General features: G+C 64.6%; 6 protein-coding genes and 6 pseudogenes. 11 read left to right on the top strand and 1 reads right to left on the bottom strand.

Annotated features, from left to right (window positions below; genetic code table 11):
- The first annotated feature begins 6 nt into the window (after positions 1-6).
- From flgK to ACVWW3_RS16980, 6 genes and pseudogenes are all read left to right on the top strand, one after another.
- Positions 7-1,890: a flagellar hook-associated protein FlgK gene (gene flgK, locus ACVWW3_RS17005; protein WP_456649282.1), complete on the top strand. Its 1,884-nt coding sequence runs from the start codon at positions 7-9 to the stop codon at positions 1,888-1,890.
- Between the two features lie 21 nt (positions 1,891-1,911).
- Positions 1,912-3,793 (top strand): annotated as a pseudogene (locus ACVWW3_RS17000) (flagellar protein).
- A 71-nt stretch (positions 3,794-3,864) separates the two neighbouring features.
- Positions 3,865-4,650 (top strand): hypothetical protein, encoded by a 786-nt coding sequence (locus tag ACVWW3_RS16995; protein ID WP_456649283.1) that lies wholly within the window; start codon positions 3,865-3,867, stop codon positions 4,648-4,650.
- Positions 4,651-4,717: 67 nt separating this feature from the next.
- A pseudogene (locus tag ACVWW3_RS16990) lies at positions 4,718-5,124 on the top strand (hypothetical protein); the annotation flags it as partial.
- A gap of 85 nt (positions 5,125-5,209) precedes the next feature.
- Positions 5,210-6,465 (top strand): annotated as a pseudogene (locus ACVWW3_RS16985) (hypothetical protein).
- Positions 6,462-7,963 (top strand): annotated as a pseudogene (locus ACVWW3_RS16980) (pyridoxal phosphate-dependent decarboxylase family protein). The pseudogenes ACVWW3_RS16985 and ACVWW3_RS16980 overlap by 4 nt, the downstream one beginning before the upstream one ends.
- Before the next feature lie 105 nt (positions 7,964-8,068).
- Here the strand turns inward: ACVWW3_RS16980 and flbT are convergent.
- Positions 8,069-8,511: pseudogene (gene flbT / locus ACVWW3_RS16975) on the bottom strand (flagellar biosynthesis repressor FlbT).
- A 321-nt stretch (positions 8,512-8,832) separates the two neighbouring features.
- Between flbT and ACVWW3_RS16970 the strand changes: the two are divergent.
- The 5 genes and pseudogenes from ACVWW3_RS16970 (at position 8,833) to flaF (ending at position 19,521) form a co-directional block, all read left to right on the top strand.
- Positions 8,833-11,112 (top strand): DUF1522 domain-containing protein, encoded by a 2,280-nt coding sequence (locus ACVWW3_RS16970; protein WP_456649287.1) that lies wholly within the window; start codon positions 8,833-8,835, stop codon positions 11,110-11,112.
- Positions 11,113-11,470: 358 nt separating this feature from the next.
- Positions 11,471-13,751: pseudogene (locus tag ACVWW3_RS16965) on the top strand (DUF1522 domain-containing protein).
- A gap of 326 nt (positions 13,752-14,077) precedes the next feature.
- The gene (locus ACVWW3_RS16960) at positions 14,078-16,357 is read left to right on the top strand and encodes a DUF1522 domain-containing protein (protein ID WP_247446401.1); all 2,280 of its coding nucleotides are present in this window, start codon (positions 14,078-14,080) and stop codon (positions 16,355-16,357) included.
- Positions 16,358-16,573: 216 nt separating this feature from the next.
- On the top strand, positions 16,574-18,865 hold the full coding sequence (locus ACVWW3_RS16955) for a DUF1522 domain-containing protein (RefSeq protein WP_354103875.1): 2,292 nt from the start codon (positions 16,574-16,576) through the stop codon (positions 18,863-18,865).
- A 287-nt stretch (positions 18,866-19,152) separates the two neighbouring features.
- Entirely contained in the window at positions 19,153-19,521 is a 369-nt protein-coding gene (gene flaF / locus ACVWW3_RS16950; protein WP_247351981.1) for a flagellar biosynthesis regulator FlaF, read from the top strand.
- Positions 19,522-19,593: the final 72 nt, after the last annotated feature.

Raw genomic sequence — 19,593 nt, 5'->3', positions numbered from 1 at the left:
GTCAACATGGGTTTGAGTTCAGCCCTCGCCAGTGCGATGAGCGGTCTGCGTGCCAACCAGGCCGCGCTCTCGATCGTTTCCTCGAACGTCGCCAACTCGCAGACGCCGGGTTACGTCGTCCAGAAGCCGAACCAGATCGAGGTCACCACCGGCGACTTCGGCTCGACGGCGATGACGACCGGCGTCAGCCGCGAGCTCGACACCTATGTGCAGAACCAGCTGCGCACCGAGACCGGCGGCAGCGGCTACGCCGACCAGATGGCCAACATCCTGAAGCAGCTTCAGAATGTCTATGGCACGCCCGGCAACAGCGGCACGCTCGAAACCGCGCTGAACAATTTCACCACGGCATTGCAGGCGCTGTCGACCAGCGCGGGCTCGTCGTCGGCGCAAACGGTCGCTCTCGGTGCGGCGCAGACGCTGGCGCAGCAGCTCAACCTCACCACCAAGGGCATCCAGTCGCTGCGCTCCAACGTCGAGCAGGATCTCGGCACCTCGGCGCTAGCCGCCAACGCGTCGATGCAGCAGATCGCCGACATCAACACCAGGCTCCAGGGCCTGCCGGCAACCGACCCCTCGGCTGCGACGCTGATGGACCAGCGCGACCAGGCCATCAACAATCTGTCGAAATATGTCGACGTCCGCGTCACCACCGACGGTTCGAACCAGGCCAACATTTACACCACCACCGGCATCCAGCTGGTCGGCGCCGGACTCGCCTCGCAATTCACCTTTGCGTCTGCCGGCGCGCTGTCGGCGACCTCGCTCTACAACATCGATCCGGCCAAGTCCGGTGTGGGGGCGTTCAACATCAAGCTCCCGAACGGCGCACAGGTCGACGTCGTCGCCAACAACGTGGTTTCTTCGGGCCAGATCGCGGCCGATCTCAAGCTGCGCGACCAGACGCTGGTGCAGGCGCAGAACCAGATCGACCAGCTCGCCGCGACGATGTCGAGTGCGCTGTCGGACAAGACCACGGCCGGCAGCACGGTGTCCGGTCCGCCGGCCGGGTTCGATCTCGACCTCGCCGGCGCAGCGCCGGGCAACAGCGTCAACATCACCTACACGGACACGAGCACCAACACGCAGCGCCAGATCACGCTGGTCAACGTGACCGATCCGGCGGCGCTGCCGCTCCAGAACGCGACCAACGCCAATCCGATGCAGATCGGAGTGAACTTCTCCGGCGGCATGGGCGCGATCGCCTCGGCGCTCAACACCGCGCTTTCCGGCTCGCATCTGTCGTTCGCCGCCGCGCCGTCGCCGGCGACGGCCACCACACTGCGGGTGACCGACGACAACACCGGCCTCGCCAAGGTCAATTCGTCCTCGATCACCAAGACGATCTCGTCGCTGACCTCGGGCAATCCGCAATTGCCGCTGTTCACCGACGGCGGGCAGGCGCTCTACACCGGCGCGATCACCGCATCGGGTTCGCAGATGACCGGACTTGCCGGGCGCATCGCCGTGAACACGCAGCTGACGACCGACCCGACCAGGCTGTCGGTCTACAACACCTCGCCGGTGACGCCCGCGGGCGACACCACGCGCTCCGACTTTCTCTATTCGCAACTCACCTCGGCGGTGTTCTCCTATTCGCCGCAGAGCGGTCTCGGCTCGGCGAGCCAGCCCTTCACCGGCAGTGTTTCGAACTATCTCCAGCAGTTCCTGAGCGTTCAGGGCAATGCCGCGACCCAGGCGACCCAGCTCCAGCAGGGCCAGAGCGTCGTGGTCTCGACGCTGCAGGCCAAGTTCAACTCGACCTCCAGCGTCAATCTGGACTCGGAGATGTCGAACCTGATCCAGCTCCAGAATGCCTACGCCGCCAACGCCCACGTCATGTCGGTGGTGCAGAGTATGATGAACACGTTGCTCCAGGCTCAAGTGTAACTAGTAACAGGGCTCTGAAATATGTCGATCAGCAGCATCAACTACTCCTCGTCGGTTCTCGGCTCGCAGATCCGCAACATCAACACGCAGCTCACCGATCTGTCGACGCAGCTCTCGACCGGCAAGCTGTCGCAGAACTACTCCGGGATGGGGACCAACGAGGGCTTCGCGATCGCCTCGCGCGCGCAGCTGTCCAATATCGCCGCCTATACCGACACGATCACCAACGTCAATGTCAGCATCAACCTCGCCAACACCGCGCTGCAGTCGCTGACCACGATCCGCAACACGGTGCAGACGGGCTCGGCCAACACCGCGCAGGATCTCAACGTCAACGGTCAGACGGTCGCGCAGAACACCGCCGCCGCCCAGTTCGGCTCGATGGTCGGCGTGCTCAACACGCAGGCGGGCAACCGCTATCTGTTCTCCGGAACCGCCGTCAACACGCAGCCGGTCGCGGATGCCGGCGACATCATCAACGGCACCACGACGCAGGCGGGCTTCAAGACCGTCCTGGCGGAGCGCCAGGCCGCCGATCTCGGCACCGGCACGGGGCGGCTGGTGCAGACGTCCTTGCCGTCGGGCGCGGTGCAGGTGTCCGAGGACGTTGCCGGATCGCCATTCGGGCTCAAGATCGCGGCGGTCTCCTCGACGTTGACGGGCGCGACGGTCACCGGCCCGAGCGGCTCGCCGGTGTCATTCTCGGTGAATCTCAACGGCACCAATCCGAACAATGGCGACAAGCTCAGCGTGAAGTTCACGCTGCCCGACGGCTCGACCGAGCAGATCGACCTGACTGCGTCTACCGCCACGCCAACGCCAGTCGGCAGCTTTGCAATCGATGCAAGCGTTCCGGTCAACCCGGCCAACACCCAGACCAGTCTCAACACCGCGCTGAACACCGCGATCACGAAGCTCGCCAACACTGCGCTGGTGGCGGCATCCGCGGTGACTGCCGGCGACAACTTCTTCAACACCGCGAGCTCGGCGATCGGCACCGCCCGTCAACAACCAGGCGGCGCCGCCGGCGCCCGTGACCGGCGCGACGGCGTTGTCCGGCGCGAGCCCCTCGGACTCGATCTCGCCGGGCTTCGTCGCCGGCGACACCATCACCGTCAACGGCACCACGCTCTCCTTCGTCAGTTCGGGGGCGACCGGCAACCAGCTCAACGTCGGCGACAGCATCCAGACGCTGATGAGCAAGATCGACCAGATCACGGGGACCTCGAAGCCATCGACGGTCCATGGCGGCTCGATCACGATCAACACCGACGATGCGGCGAACCTGAGCATCACGACCTCGAATACGGGAGCGCTCGGTTCGCTTGGTTTTGCTTCCACGCCCGTGACCGCCACGCAACCGCCGCTGCGCATCGGCTCGTCGCCCGCAAGCTCGGCGACGACGCTGGTCAACGGCTCGGCCACCACCGTGAAATGGTACCAGGGCAATGACGGCCCCGGCTCGCCGCGCTCCACCGCGATGGCGCGGGTCGACGATTCCGTCACGGTGCAGTACGGCGCGCAGGCCAACGAGGACGCGATCCGCAAGGAATTGCAGGCGGTCGCCGTGTTCGGGACGTTCTCGACCTCGCCGGCCGGACAATATTCGGGCGGGCAGGTCGCCGCGCTCAGCCTGCGGGTGACGCAGGCGCTGACCAAGCAACCCGGCCAGCAGCGCATCGAGGACATCCAGACCGACCTCGCGATGTCCCAGAACACGATGAAGGACGCAAGCTCGCGCCAGACCCAGGCCAAGGCGCAGCTCCAGACCATCATCGACCAGGCGGAATCGGCTTCGCCGGACCAGGTCGCGAGCGAGATCCTGTCGCTCCAGAACGCGCTCCAGGCGTCCTACCAGGTCACCTCGAACCTCTCGCAGCTCTCGCTCGTCAAGTTCCTGTAAGGGGGCGTTAAGGCGTCGTTAACCATGCCTCTTTACCTCTTGGTGAGGATTGGAGCGAGGCGGAGCTGCCGATGTCGGACAAGATGAAGCTGGTGGTGGCCACGCCATGTTTTGGCGGGCAGGTGACGAGCATCTATGCGAGCTCGATCTTCGCGCTCCAGCGCGCCGTCCACGGCATGGCCAATATCGAGCTCAAGGTGCTGCTGCGGGACGGCGACGCGCTGATCACGCGGGCGCGGGCCAATCTGGCCGCGATGTTCCTCGACGATCCCGAGGCGACGCATTTCCTGTTCATCGACGCCGACATCGGCTTCAAGCCGGAGCAGGTGTTCCGGCTGATGGAGTGCGGCGCGGATGTCGTGGCCGGCTGCTATCCGATCAAGCGGGTCAACTGGGACAAGGCGAAGCGCGCGATCGAAGCCGGCCGCACCGACGTGCCGGCCGCATCGCTCGATTACGTGCTCGAGATCGAGGATCCAGACCGCATCGTGGTGGTCAACGGCTTCACGCGCGTGCGCTACGCCGGCACCGGCTTCCTGATGATCCGGCGCCACGTGCTGGAGGCGATGTGCCGCCATCCGGACTACGCCAGCCTGCAATTCTTCCGCGAGCATTCGCACGACACGCTGGTGGCGAGCCAGAACCGGTTTGCCCTGTTCGAATGCATGATCGATCCGGCGACCGGCACCTATCTCTCCGAGGACTTCGCCTTCTGCAAGCGCTGGACCGACATCGGCGGCGAGATCTGGGCCGACATCCAGAGCTCGCTCGATCATGTCGGGCCGTCGGTGTTCCACGGCGACATCACCTCGCAATTCGCACCGGCGCCTGCGGCCGCCGCTGCCGATGCGGCGTGAGTCTTTCGGGATGAGCGCCGGCGCATCCCGTCTGTCAGCTACCGAGCCCGAGAGCGGCTCGACGATCTCGCAGACGGCAGGCGGAATTGCCGTGCGCAAGGACGGCGCGGTGACGGGGCTCGCCGGCGATAGCATGGCGGTGCCGCTGATTGACATGGCGGCCGGCATTGCGATGCGCCCGGACGCCGGTGCAGCGGTGCTGCGCGCGGTCGAAACCAGCCTCGCGCAAGGTCGGCGCGTTTTGTTGCAGATCATGGATTCGTCAAAACTCGGTTGGCGTGCCCCAAGCGAGGCGTGTCTTGATGAGATCGCGTGGCGCTGGCCGCGCAAGGTTCAAATTGTCGTCGACGCCCGTCAGGCGCGGCTCGGTCGCCGGCGGCTGCGCTCGACCGCGGTTACATGGTGCTGACCACCGGCTCGAAATTCTTTGGCGGCCCCGCTTTCAGCGGCGCGCTGCTGGTGCTGAAAGGCCTGCAGGCGCAACGCAATGTGCAACACGTTCTCGATCGCATCGCCCATGTCCTGGTGAAGATCGAGAAGTCCGCGTTCGAGGTGTGAGATGCAACATCCAGTTTCCGCGCCGATCGGCGTGACCGCGCCGAACCATGCCGACCGCATCGGCTTTGCGCAATTGACGCGCCGGGCATTCGAGGGCGGCGACCTGCATCCGTTGCGCGACCGGCTCCTGACGCGGATCGATGAGGGGACGGCGGAGGCGGGCGAAGGCCTGGATCTGTCGCTGATTGCCCAGCTTCTCGGCGAGAAGGAGGCCGGGCTCGTGATCCAGACCGAGGTGCTCTCCTTCCACCAATTGTTTCGTACGCCTTGCGCTGTTCCAAAACCCCGCCTGCGCGTGCTCGCACTCGCCGCCGATATCGACATGGGCGGCAACACGCCGATCGACTTCCTGCTTGAAGACTCCGACATTGAGCTGTTGACGCTCTACGTGGTCAAGGGCATCGGCCTGCCGGAAAATCTGCCCGAGCACGACGTCGCCATCGTGATTGCATCCGATTCCGAAGAATGCCGGGAGGCGCTCGCGCTGATCGAGAAGGCGGCGCCGCGCTGGCCGCGGCCGCTGCTCAATCGCCCCGATCTCATCGGCAATCTCGATCGCGACAAGCTGTATCGGTTGCTGGCGGGCGTGCCCGGCCTCGACATTCCCGCGACCATCCACGCGACGCGCGCGCAATTGTCGGATCTCTCGACAGGGAACATCGCCTGCGAAGACATCGCGGGGGCGAACCGCACTTTCCGATGATCGCGCGGCCGCGCGGCTCGCATGCCGGCGTCGGGCTTGCCAAGCTCGATGACGCGGCGGCGCTCGCGGCCTATCTTGCCGAGCGGCAAGAGAACGACTTCTTCCTTGCGCGTTTCGTCGACTATGCGAGTCCCGATGGGCTCTACCGCAAATATCGCCTCGCCATGGTCGACGGCAAACCCTATGCCTGCCACATGGCGATCGCCGATCGCTGGGACATCTGGTATCTCAACGCCTTCATGGCGTTCAGCGAAGAGAAGCGGGCCGAAGAAGCCGTCTTCATGCTCGACTTCGACCATGCTTTCGCCGCGCGCCACAAAGTCGCGCTCGACGAGATGAGCAGGCGCGTCGGCCTCGATTACTTCATCGTCGATTGCGCCGAGAACCAGAACCGCGAGCTGCTGGTCTTCGAAGCCGACAATACTGCCGTCGTGCACAACATGGATCCGCCGGCCGTGTTTCCGTACAAGCCGCCGCAGATGCGCAAGATCTTTGCGGCATTCACGACGATGCTGTCGCGGCATGCAAGAGCGGGCGAGGAGAGTGCAGCATGAACGAGATCATCCGCAACACGCAAAGCTCCGTCACGCACACTTCGCTCGATCCGCAGGACTGGGGCGAGTTTCGTGCGCTCGCCCATCGCATGCTTGACGAGACGATCGACGGCATTGTCAACGTTCGCGCACGTCCGGTGTGGCAGCCGATCCCCGACGGCGTCCGTGCGGCATTCAAGGCCGACGTGCCGCGCGAGGCAAGCGATCTCGCCGACGTCTATCGCGAATTCGCCGAGCACGTCGCGCCCTACGCGACGGGGAATGTCCATCCGGGTTTCATGGGCTGGGTGCATGGCGGCGGCACCGCGGTCGGCATGGTCGCGGAAATGCTCGCGGCAGGCCTCAACGCCAATCTCGGTGGCCGCGACCACATGCCGATCGAGGTCGAACGCCAGATCGTCGGCTGGATGCGCCGCCTGTTCGCCTTTCCCGACAGCGCGAGCGGCATCTTCGTGACGGGCACGTCGATGGCCAATCTGATGGCGGTGCTGGTGGCACGTACGAGCGCGCTCGGCACGCTGGCGCGGCAGTACGGCATCGGCAACGATGGCGCACTTCTGACCGCCTACACGTCGCAGGCCGCGCATGGTTGCGTGGCGAGGGCGATGGACGTCGCCGGGCTCGGCACCGATGCGCTGCGCAAGATCGGCGTCGATGCCGATCATCGTATCGACGTCGCCGCGCTGCGTGCGCAGATCGCGATTGATCGCGATGTCGGCTTCAAGCCGTTCCTGGTCGTCGCATCCGCCGGTACGGTCGACATCGGCGCGGTCGACGATCTCAAGGCGATCGCGGAGCTGTGCCGCGAGGAGGGAATCTGGTTTCACGTCGACGGCGCCTTCGGAGCGCTGGCGATCCTGTCGCCCGAGCTTGCGCCGCTGATCGGCGGCATCGAGCTTGCGGATTCTATCGCGCTCGACTTCCACACAAATGGGGACAGGTGCCTTATGACGCCGGCTTTCTGCTGGTGCGCGACGGCGAGCAGCATCGGCAGGCCTTTGCGCAGCCCGCGGCCTATCTGCGCCGCGAGGCGAGGGGGCTTGCGGCGGGCGCGATCTGGCCCTGTGATCTCGGTCCCGATCTATCGCGTGGCTTCCGTGCGCTGAAGACGTGGTTCACGCTGAAGACGTTCGGCACCGATCGGCTTGGCGCGGTGATCGCGCGAAGCTGTGCCCTGGCGAAATATCTGGAGACGCGCGTTCTCGCCGAGCCGCGGCTGGAATTGCTGGCACCGGTCAATCTCAACATCGTCTGCTTCCGCTACCGCGCCCCCGATGAGGTCAATCGGGAGATCGTCGCCGACATCCAGGAGTCCGGTATCGCGGCGCCCTCAAGCACGACGCTGGGCTGCAAGTTTGCGATCCGCGCCGCGATCGTCAATCACCGAACCGACGAGACGGATATCGACACGCTGGTCGCAGCGGTGCTGGAATTCGGCGGACGGCGGAGCCGCGATACTGTGATCGAGGTCGAAGCGCCGCCGCTCGCGGCGCAGTAGTATCGATGCAGGCCTGAAACGACAACGGCCCCGGAGGCGATCCGGGGCCGTTGTCGTTTGCGCGGTCTGGTCGTTTGAGCGGCGCTGCCGCGCGAACGGGCTATATCAGGCGGCGGTGCTGACGTCGTCCTGGTCCGCTTCAGCCTTGGGATGCGTGGCCTCGAACTGTCCCCGCAGCTTTTCTTCGTAGGCGATCAACTTGCGGGCGTCCTTCAGTGCGCGATAGAGATCGCCGTTGAGGATGTTGTTGTTGATGCCTTCGATGATCGGCCAGGAGCTCGGCACCGCGGTGACGATGTCGCGCACCAGGTTGAAATAAGTGCCGTGCTGGGTCTGCGGATCCGGCGAGATGTACATGAGCTGGACCGCCAGATAGACGAGCTTGGCGGGCGTGTCGGCGGTCTCCGGCGTGAGGATGTCGCGCTCGCGCTCAGGATCGGCACGTTGTCGCCGTCGATCAGAAGGCGGGCGCGCTGGTCGGTGTTGGTTATCACGCAGTTACCGACGATGATGCGTTCGTGCGGTCTGAGCTCGACCTTGAGGGCCATGCCTGTTCTCCATCAACGCTTTCGTAACCGAGCGTGTGTTGCGGCGGGTCAGGGCGCAATACTCCATCAAGACTAGTTAACGAGTTGTAAATCCCGGCCCACGCCGCCGAAAAGCTCAATTACATCAACGTCGAATTCGCCCGGCGGCGCAGCGTCGCCCGTGTGCAGATCGGGCGAATCGCGCGCCGACTCAGCAAAAGCGCCGATTCCATTTCATGTTTCGTTAGAGGACTCCGCCCCACGGTCCGCCGGTCGCTGGGTCCATCTCGATCCAAGCAGACGAGTAACAGTAGCGTCGTTTACCAGAAAGGTAACAGAGTCATGTCAGGTATCGTCCTCTCCTCGTCGGTTCGCCAGAACCTGCTCTCCCTCCAGTCCACCGCTGATCTTCTCGCCACCACGCAGAACCGTCTGTCGACCGGCAAGAGCGTCAACTCGGCCCTGGACAATCCCACCAACTTCTTCACCGCGCAGTCGCTCGACAACCGCGCCAGCGACATCAACAATCTGCTCGACGGCATCGCCAACGGTGTGCAGGTGCTGCAGGCTGCCAACACCGGCATCACCTCGCTGCAGAAGCTGATCGACTCTGCGAAGTCGATCGCCAACCAGGCGCTGCAGACCACGGTCGGCTACTCCACCAAGTCCAACGTCTCCGCCTCGATCTCGGGTGCGACGGCGGCCGACCTGCGCGGCACCACGTCCTTCGCCAGCGCGACCGCGAGCAGCAACGTCGTGTATAACGGCACGGCCGGCGGCACCACGGCGGCAGGCGGCACCACGACGCTCGGCGCCACCCTCGGCACCTTCACGGGTACCGCGGGAACGGCCGGCGACGGCACCACGGCCCTGACCGGCGCCATCACCCTGATCGCCACTTCGGGCACGACCGCAACCGGCCTGGTCGGCAACGCCCAGCCCGCCGACGGCGACACGCTGACCGTGAACGGCAAGACCATCACCTTCCGCTCGGGCTCTGCTCCGGCGTCGACTGCGGTGGCCTCCGGTTCTGGCGTCAGCGGTAACCTCGTCACCGACGGCAGCGGCAACTCCACCGTCTATCTCGGCACCGCGGGCACCCCGACTGCGACCGTCAACGATCTCTTGACCGCGGTCGATCTCGCCAGCGGCGTGAAGACGGCGTCCATCACCGCGGGTGCCGCGACGCTCGCCACCAGCGTCAACCAGACCGCTTCGAGCGTCGGCGGCGGCGCCGTCACGCTGAAGAGCTCGACGGGCGCGGATCTGAGCGTCACCGGCAAGGCCGACCTGCTCAAGGCTCTCGGCCTGAGCTCGGCAGTGGGCGGCGGCAACGCCACCGTGAGCGTCAACCGGACCACGAGCGCTGGCTCGCTGGGTGCGACGATCGCTGACGGTTCGACGCTGAACGTCGACGGTCACGTCATCACCTTCAAGAACGCGCCGACCCCGGGTACGACCGGTGCTCCGAGCGTTCCGAGCGGGTATGGTGCGAGCGGTGCGGTCGTCACCGACGGCAGCGGCAACTCGACCGTCTATCTGCAGTCCGGCACGGTTAACGACGTGCTGAAGGCGATCGACCTTGCCACCGGCGTGCAGACCGCGACGATCAACGCCAGCGGCGTTGCTGCGCTTACGACTGCAACCGGCCAGACCAACTCGTCGATCAACGCATCTGGTCAGCTCAAGATCTCGACCGGCGTCAATGCCGACCTCTCGATCACGGGCACCGGCAATGCGCTGAACGGGCTCGGCTTTGCCGGCAACACCGGCACCGCGAGCGCCTTCACCGCGGCGCGGACCTCGGGCGTCGGCGGCATCAGCGGCAAGTCTTTGACCTTCTCCGCCTTCAACGGCGGCACGGCGGTCAATGTCACCTTCGGCGACGGCACCAACGGCACCGTCAAGACGCTCGATCAGCTCAACACGAAGCTTCAGGCCAACAACCTGACCGCGACGATCGACGCCAACGGCCTGCTGACGGTCTCGACCACCAACGACTACGCGTCCTCGACCATCGGCTCAAGCTCCGCAGGTGGTTCGATCGGCGGCACGCTCACTTCGGCGCTGACCTTCTCGACGGCTTCCAGCCCCATCCAGGACACGGTTGCCCAGACGTCGCGTTCGAACCTGGTGTCTCAGTACAACAACATCCTGAACCAGATCGACACGACCTCGCAGGACTCCTCGTTCAACGGCGTCAATTTGTTGAACGGCGACCAGCTCAAGCTGGTGTTCGACGAGACCGGCAAGTCGAACCTCAGCATCACCGGCGTGACCTACAACTCCAAGGGTCTCGGCCTCGCTGCGTTGACCAGCGGTGTCGACTTCATCGACAACTCCGCGACCAACAAGGTGCTGTCGAACCTGAACGCCGCGTCGAGCACACTGCGCTCGGAAGCGTCGAGCCTCGGTTCGAACCTCTCGGTGGTGCAGGTTCGTCAGGACTTCAACAAGAGCCTGATCAACGTGCTGCAGACCGGTTCGTCCAACCTGACCCTGGCCGACACCAACACCGAAGCCGCCAACAGCCAGGCGCTGTCGACCCGCCAGTCGATCGCGGTCTCCGCGCTGTCGCTGGCCAACCAGTCGCAGCAGAGCGTGCTCCAGCTGCTCCGCTAACAAGCGGAAGACATCGCAAGCAAGATCCGGCGGCGGGGCTTCGGCTCCGCCGCTTTCTTTTTGCGACGGCATCAGAGTGCCGCTCGGCGAAGCGGAGACGATGCATTCGGATGCAGCCGATCGCTCACTCTGAGTTATGGTTGACAAGTCGCAAACGCCGGGTCGCTGCATGAAAAAGCGTCATCCTATCATGGCGATATGGGAGAGCCCGATCCGGCTCCGATCGCGCATATGGTGAATCCGCGCAGGGATTGGAGCGACACGCTTCATGCTTTGTTAGCCGTCTATGTTCACCGTCCCGGCATCGATTAATCCTAATCGAAGTTTGTTGCGTTGCGTACCAGAAGGGTAACACTCAATGTCCGGTATCGTTCTCTCCTCGTCAGTTCGTCAGAACCTGCTCTCCCTCCAGTCCACCGCTGATCTTCTCGCCACCACGCAGAGCCGTCTGTCGACCGGCAAGAGCGTTAACTCGGCCCTGGACAATCCCACCAACTTTTTCACCGCGCAGTCGCTCGACAATCGCGCCAGCGACATCAACAATCTGCTCGACGGCATCGCCAACGGCGTGCAGGTGCTGCAGGCTGCCAACACCGGCATCACCTCGCTGCAGAAGCTGATCGACTCGGCGAAGTCGATCGCCAACCAGGCGCTGCAGACCACCGTCGGCTACTCCACCAAGTCCAACGTCTCCACCTCGATCTCGGGTGCGACGGCGGCCGACCTGCGCGGCACCACGTCCTTCGCCAGCGCGACCGCGAGCAGCAACGTCGTGTATAACGGCACGGCCGGCGGCACCACGGCGGCAGGCGGCACCACGACGCTCGGCGCCACCCTCGGCACCTTCACGGGTACCGCGGGAACGGCCGGCGACGGCACCACGGCCCTGACCGGCGCCATCACCCTGATCGCCACTTCGGGCACGACCGCAACCGGTCTGGTCGGCAACGCCCAGCCCGCCGACGGCGACACGCTGACCGTGAACGGCAAGACCATCACCTTCCGCTCGGGCTCTGCTCCGGCGTCGACTGCGGTGGCCTCCGGTTCTGGCGTCAGCGGCAACCTCGTCACCGACGGCAGCGGCAACTCCACCGTCTATCTCGGCACCGCGGGCACCCCGACTGCGACCGTTAACGATCTCTTGACCGCGGTCGATCTCGCCAGCGGCGTGAAGACGGCGTCCATCACCGCGGGGGCCGCGACGCTCGCCACCAGCGTCAACCAGACCGCTTCGAGCGTCGGCGGCGGCGCCGTCACGCTGAAGAGCTCGACGGGCGCGGATCTGAGCGTCACCGGCAAGGCCGACCTGCTCAAGGCTCTCGGCCTGAGCTCGGCAGTGGGCGGCGGCAACGCCACCGTGAGCGTCAACCGGACCACGAGCGCTGGCTCGCTGGGTGCGACGATCGCTGACGGTTCGACGCTGAACGTCGACGGTCACGTCATCACCTTCAAGAACGCGCCGACCCCGGGTACGACCGGTGCTCCGAGCGTTCCGAGCGGGTATGGTGCGAGCGGTGCGGTCGTCACCGACGGCAGCGGCAACTCGACCGTCTATCTGCAGTCCGGCACGGTTAATGACGTGCTGAAGGCCATCGACCTTGCCACCGGCGTGCAGACCGCGACGATCAACGCCAGCGGCGTTGCTGCGCTTACGACCGCGACCGGCCAGACCAACTCGTCGATCAACGCATCTGGTCAGCTCAAGATCTCGACCGGCGTCAATGCCGACCTCTCGATCACAGGCACCGGCAACGCGCTGAACGGGCTCGGCTTTGCCGGCAACACCGGCACTGCGAGCGCCTTCACCGCGGCACGGACCTCGGGCGTCGGCGGCCTCACGGGCAAGACCCTGACCTTCTCCGCCTTCAACGGCGGCACGGCGGTCAATGCCACCTTCGGCGACGGCACCAACGGCACCGTCAAGACGCTCGACCAGCTCAACTCGAAGCTTCAGGCCAACAACCTGACCGCGACGATCGACGCCAACGGCCTGCTGACGGTCTCGACCACCAACGACTACGCGTCCTCGACCATCGGCTCAAGCTCCGCAGGTGGTTCGATCGGCGGCACGCTCACTTCGGCGCTGACCTTCTCGACGGCTTCCAGCCCCGTCCAGGATACAGTTGCCCAGACGTCGCGTGCGAATCTCGTCAACCAGTACAACAACATCCTTCAGCAGATCGACTCGACTTCGCAGGACTCCTCGTTCAACGGCGTCAACCTGCTGAACGGCGACCAGCTCAAGCTGGTGTTCGACGAGACCGGCAAGTCGAACCCTCAGCATCACCGGCGTGACCTACAACTCCAAGGGTCTCGGCCTCGCTGCGTTGACCGGCGGTGTCGACTTCATCGACAACGCCGCCACCAACAAGGTGCTGACCAACCTGAACACGGCCTCGAGCACGCTACGCTCCGAAGCGTCGAGCCTCGGTTCGAACCTGACGATCGTGCAGGTGCGTCAGGACTTCAACAAGAACCTGATCAACGTGCTGCAGACCGGTTCGTCCAACCTGACCCTGGCCGACACCAACGTCGAAGCCGCCAACAGCCAGGCGCTGTCGACCCGCCAGTCGATCGCGGTCTCCGCGCTGTCGCTGGCCAACCAGTCGCAGCAGAGCGTGCTCCAGCTGCTCCGCTAACAAGCGGACGACATCTAAAAACGATTAGGGCGGCGGGGCTTCGGCCCCGCCGTTTTTTTCGTGCGTCAGCCGACATTCGCAACCACGCAACGCTCTGAAAAAGTAACCAGCGGTTATGGTTAATGGAGGGTAAGCGCGCGGATAAACGCCAATGATTTCAGCCTGATTGCCGGCCGCGACCACGCCTTCCGCGCACTTATGGTGAACCCGCGCTTAATGCGGGCGCGTGTCGTTTCACCCTTTGTTAGCCATGTCGCGGCACGCTGTCCCCGTCACTCGATCCGAAGCGATCGAACGAAGACGCGTAAACCAGAAGGGTAAGTGTTATGTCCGGTATTGTTCTCTCTGCGTCGGTTCGTCAGAACCTGCTGTCTCTCCAGTCCACCGCCGACCTCCTCGCCACCACACAGAACCGTCTGTCGACCGGCAAGAGCGTCAATTCGGCCCTGGACAATCCCACCAACTTCTTCACAGCCCAGTCGCTCGACAACCGCGCCAGCGACATCAACAATCTGCTCGACGGCATCGCCAACGGCGTGCAGGTGCTGCAGGCCGCCAACACCGGCCTGACCTCGCTGCAGAAGCTGATCGACAGCGCGAAGTCGATCGCCAACCAGGCGCTGCAGACCACGGTCGGCTACTCCACCAAGTCCAACGTCTCCACCTCGATCGCGGGTGCGACGGCGGCCGACCTGCGCGGCACCACGTCCTTCGCCAGCGCGACTGCAAGCAGCAACGTGCTCTATAACGGCACGGCCGGCGGCACCACGGCGGCAAGCGGCACCACGACGCTCGGCGCCACCATCGGCTCCTTTGCAAGCACTGGCGCAACGGCCGGCGACGGCACCACGGCCCTGACCGGCACTATCACCCTGATCGCCACTTCGGGCACAACCGCAACCGGTCTGGTCGGCAACGCCCAGCCCGCCGACGGCGACACACTGACCGTGAACGGCAAGACCATCACCTTCCGCTCGGGTTCTGCTCCGGCCTCGACTGCGGTTACGTCCGGTTCGGGCGTCAGCGGCAATCTCGTCACCGACGGCAGCGGCAACACCACCGTCTATCTCGGCACCGCGGGCGCCCCGGCTGCGAACGTCAACGATCTCTTGACCGCGATCGATCTCGCCAGCGGCGTGAAGACGGTTTCGATCACTGCGGGTGCCGCGACGATCGCCACCAGCGTCGGCCAGACCGCCTCGAGCGCTGCTGGCGGCGCCGTCACGCTGAAGAGCTCGACGGGTGCGGATCTGAGCGTCACCGGCAAGGCCGACCTGCTCAAGGCTCTCGCCCTGACGACGTCTTCAGGTGCAGGCAATGCAAGCGTGTCCGTCAACCGGACCACGAGCGCGGGCTCGCTGGGTGCGACCCTTACGGACGGTTCGTCGCTGAACGTCGATGGTCACACCATCACCTTCAAGAACGCGCCGACCCCGGGTACGACCGGTGCTCCGAGCGTTCCGAGCGGGTATGGTGCGAACGGTGCGATCGTCACCGACGGTAACGGCAACTCGACCGTCTATCTGCAGTCCGGCACGGTTGCCGACGTGCTGAAGGCGATCGACCTTGCCACCGGCGTGCAGACCGCGACGATCAACGCCAGCGGCGTTGCTGCGCTTACGACCGCGACCGGCCAATCGAACTCGACGATCAATACGTCCGGTCAGCTCAAGCTCTCGACCGGCATCAACGCCGATCTGTCGATCACGGGCTCAGGCAATGCGCTGAATGTGTTCGGGCTCGCCGGCAACACCGGCAGCGCGTCGGCGTTCACTGCGGCGCGCACCTCCGGTGTCGGCGGCATTGCCGGCAAGACCTTGACCTTCTCCGCCTTCAACGGCGGCACGGCGGTCAACGTCACCTTCGGCGACGGCACCAACGGCACCGTCAAGACGCTCGATCAGCTCAACACGCAGCTTCTGGCCAACAACCTGGCTGCCACGATCGACGCCAACGGCCGGCTGACCATCACGGCGTCCAACGACTACGCGTCCTCGACGATCGGTTCGACCGTCGCAGGCGGTGGGATCGGCGGCACGCTCACTTCGGCGCTGACATTCTCGACGGCTTCCAGCCCCGTCCAGGATGCCGTCGCGCAGACGGCCCGTGCGAATCTGGTGTCTCAGTACAACAACATCCTGAACCAGATCGACACGACCTCGCAGGACTCCTCGTTCAACGGCGTCAACCTGCTGAACGGCGACCAGCTCAAGCTGGTGTTCGACGAGACCGGCAAGTCGAGCCTCAACATCACCGGCGTGACCTACAACTCCAAGGGTCTCGGCCTTGCGGCGCTGACCGTCGGTGTCGACTTCATCGACAATGCCGCGTCCAACCGCGTGCTGACCAATTTGAACGCCGCGTCGAGCACGCTGCGCTCGGAAGCCTCAGCGCTCGGTTCGAACCTCTCGGTGGTGCAGGTGCGTCAGGACTTCAACAAGAACCTGATCAACGTGCTGCAGACCGGCTCGTCCAACCTGACCCTGGCCGACACCAACGTCGAAGCGGCCAACAGCCAGGCGCTCTCGACCCGCCAGTCGATCGCGGTCTCCGCGCTGTCGCTGGCCAACACCTCGCAGCAGAGCGTGCTTCAGTTGCTCCGCTAAGCGGCTGAAACTACTAAATAAATCGAGCGACGGGGGCCAGTTGCCCCGCCGCTCTTTTTTGCGTCCGGAGGCGGGCAGGGGCGTTCACCCGCTATTAACCCTATCCCTTAAACCGGCGTTAACCATACTTTAAAGGACACCCTCTAAGACTGGACAAAAGCCCGCTTTCCAGACCGCGCGGCCGATTCGTACCCGGTTCAAGAGGAAGACTCGCCAATGTCCAACATCGTTCTCTCGGCGTCCGTTCGCCAGAACCTGTTGTCGCTGCAGTCGACGGCCGACTTGCTGGCCACGACGCAGGAGCGGCTGTCGACCGGTAAGAAGGTCAACACGGCGCTCGACAATCCCACCAACTTCTTCACAGCGCAGGGGTTGGACAACCGGGCGAGCGACATCAGCAACCTGCTGGATGGCATCAACAACGGTGTGCAGGTGCTCCAGGCGGCCAATACCGGCATCACATCGCTGCAGAAGCTGATCGACAGCGCCAAGTCGATCGCCAACCAGGCGCTCCAGACCACGGTCGGCTATTCCACCAAGTCGAACGTCTCCACCACGATTCCCGGTGCGACGCCCGCCGACCTGCGCGGCACGACCTCCTATGCAAGCGCGACCGCCAACAGCAACGTGCTCTATACCGGCGCACCCGGTGGCGTGACCCCGGTCACGGGGACCGCCGCACTTGGCGCCTCGCTGGGCTCGACCGCCGGCGCCTTTACCGGAACAGCAGCGCTCGCCGCCGACGGCACCACCGCACTGTCCGGTACCGCCACGTTGCTCGGCACCACGGCATCCGCCACCTTCAGCACGGCGCCCGCTGACGGCGACACCATCACGGTCAACGGCAAGAGCATCACTTTCCGCACCGGCGTCGCTCCGAACACGCAGCCGACCGGCTGGGGCCTCAACCCCAGCGGACACATCGCCACCGACGGCAACGGCAATTCGATCGTCTATGAGGGAACGGCGGCTGCACCGGGGGCGACAGTCAACGACGTCCTCAGCGCGATCGACCTCGCCAGTGGCGTCAAGACCGCGACCATCAGCGCCGGCGCTGCGACCATCGTTGTCAGCGGCTCGGCCGGTCCGATCGGCACGCTCCAGGTGGCATCGTCCATCTCGGGAGGCGGCGCGGTTACGCTGAAGAGCTCGACCGGCGCCGACGTAAGCTTGACCGGAAAGGCCGATTTCCTCAAGGCGCTCGGTCTGACCACAGCGACCGGCGCAGGCAATGCCAACGTGACCGCAAATCGGTCGACGACGGCCGGCTCGCTGGGCAGTCTTGTTCAAGACGGTTCGACCCTGAACATCGACGGCCACACCATCACCTTCAAGAACGCCCAAACGCCCCAGTCGGCGTTGAGCGTCACCTCCGGCGGCGTCAACGGCAACGTCGTCACCGACGGCAACGGCAATTCGACCGTCTACATCCAGAGCGCGACACTCACCGATTTGCTCAACTCGATCGACCTTGCCACCGGCGTCAAGACCGCCAGCATCTTCAACGGCACGGCGACCCTGTCGACCACCGCGGGCCAGATCCCGTCGTCGGTCAACAGCAGCGGTCAGCTTGCGCTCTCGACCGGCATCAACGCCGACCTGTCGATCACCGGCACCGGCAACGCGCTCAACGCCTTCGGTCTCAGCGGCAACACGGGAACGGCCACCGCTTTCGCCGCGGCCCGCAACTCCGGTGTTGGTGGCGTCAGCGGCAAGACGCTGACCTTCACCTCCTTCAACGGCGGCACCCCGGTGAGCGTCACCTTCGGCGACGGCACCAACGGCACCGTCAAAACGCTCGACCAGCTCAATGTGCAGCTTCAGGCCAACCACCTGACGGCGACGATCGACGCCAACGGCGTGCTGACGGTCACCACCGTCAACGAGTACGCGTCCTCGACCCTCGGCTCGACTGCCGCGGGCGGCACGGTCGGCGGTACGCTCACCGGCGTGCTGGCCTTCACCACCGCGCAGCCCCCGATTCAGGATCCCGTCGCGCAGACGGCGCGCTCCGGCCTGGTCAGTCAGTTCAACAACATCCTGGCGCAGATCGACACGACCTCACAGGACTCGTCCTTCAACGGCGTCAACCTGCTCAACGGCGACACGCTGAAGCTGGTCTTCAACGAGAACGGCAGCTCGACGCTCGGCATCAACGGCGTGGTGTTCAACGCGGCCGGCCTTGGTCTCAGCAATCTGGTTCCCGGCACGGACTTCATCGACAACGGTGCCACCAACAAGGTGCTGGCCAGCCTGAATGCGGCCTCGAGCACGCTGCGCTCCGAAGGTTCGTCGCTCGGTTCGAACCTGTCGATCGTTCAGGTGCGTCAGGATTTCTCCAAGAACCTGATCAACGTTCTCCAGACCGGCTCGTCCAACCTGACGCTCGCCGACACCAACGAGGAAGCGGCGAACAGCCAGGCGCTGTCGACCCGCCAGTCGATCGCGGTGTCCGCGCTGTCGCTGGCCAACCAGTCGCAACAGAGCGTGCTGCAGCTGCTCCGCTAATTCGCAGCGCAAGATCGCTACTCAATTTCGCGGCGGGGCCAAGGCTCCGCCGTTCATTTTACGCAGATCGCTAAGACAGGATTAGCTGAGATTGATGCGCATCGTGCGAGGCTTATTTACAGCGTGCACGTGCACATCTAGCTTCGCGATGAAGGACTTCGGGACCCGTAATACTCCGGAGTGCTTCCAAGCACACATGTAAGCAAATCTTAAGCGGTGCTGCCTAGGGTTGGGAAAGAAATCCTTAAGCGCGTTCAACGGGCTAGGTAACCTCCAAGGTGTGATTGATGTCGAATTCCGCTGCCTCGGCCTACGCGCGTGTTGCAACGACCACAGCATCCCCTCGCGACGTCGAGGCGCAGACCCTGCTCAAGGCTGCCAACAAGCTTCAGGATGCGATCAACAACGCCGAGCCGTTCAGCGAGCAGACCACGCAAGCCCTGATGTTCAATCGCAAGCTCTGGACGATTTTCCTGAGCGAGGCCATGCGCGAGAACAATCCGCAGCCGCTCGACGTCCGGCAGAAGATCGCCAACATCAGTGTGTTCGTGCTGAGCCAGACCGCCGCGCTGCAGATGAGCCCGCAGTTCGATCACTTCCGTCCGCTGATCGAGATCAACCGCAATATCGCCGCCGGTCTGTCCGGCCGTCCGTGATCAAGGACGGCTCGTTCCGCTTCGGCAACACCAAGTTGACGCTGACGGATGCCGGCAAGGCGCAGATCAAGG

Source organism: Bradyrhizobium sp. LM2.9, assembly GCF_054056555.1.
This window is presented reverse-complemented; position numbering and strand designations above follow the sequence as displayed.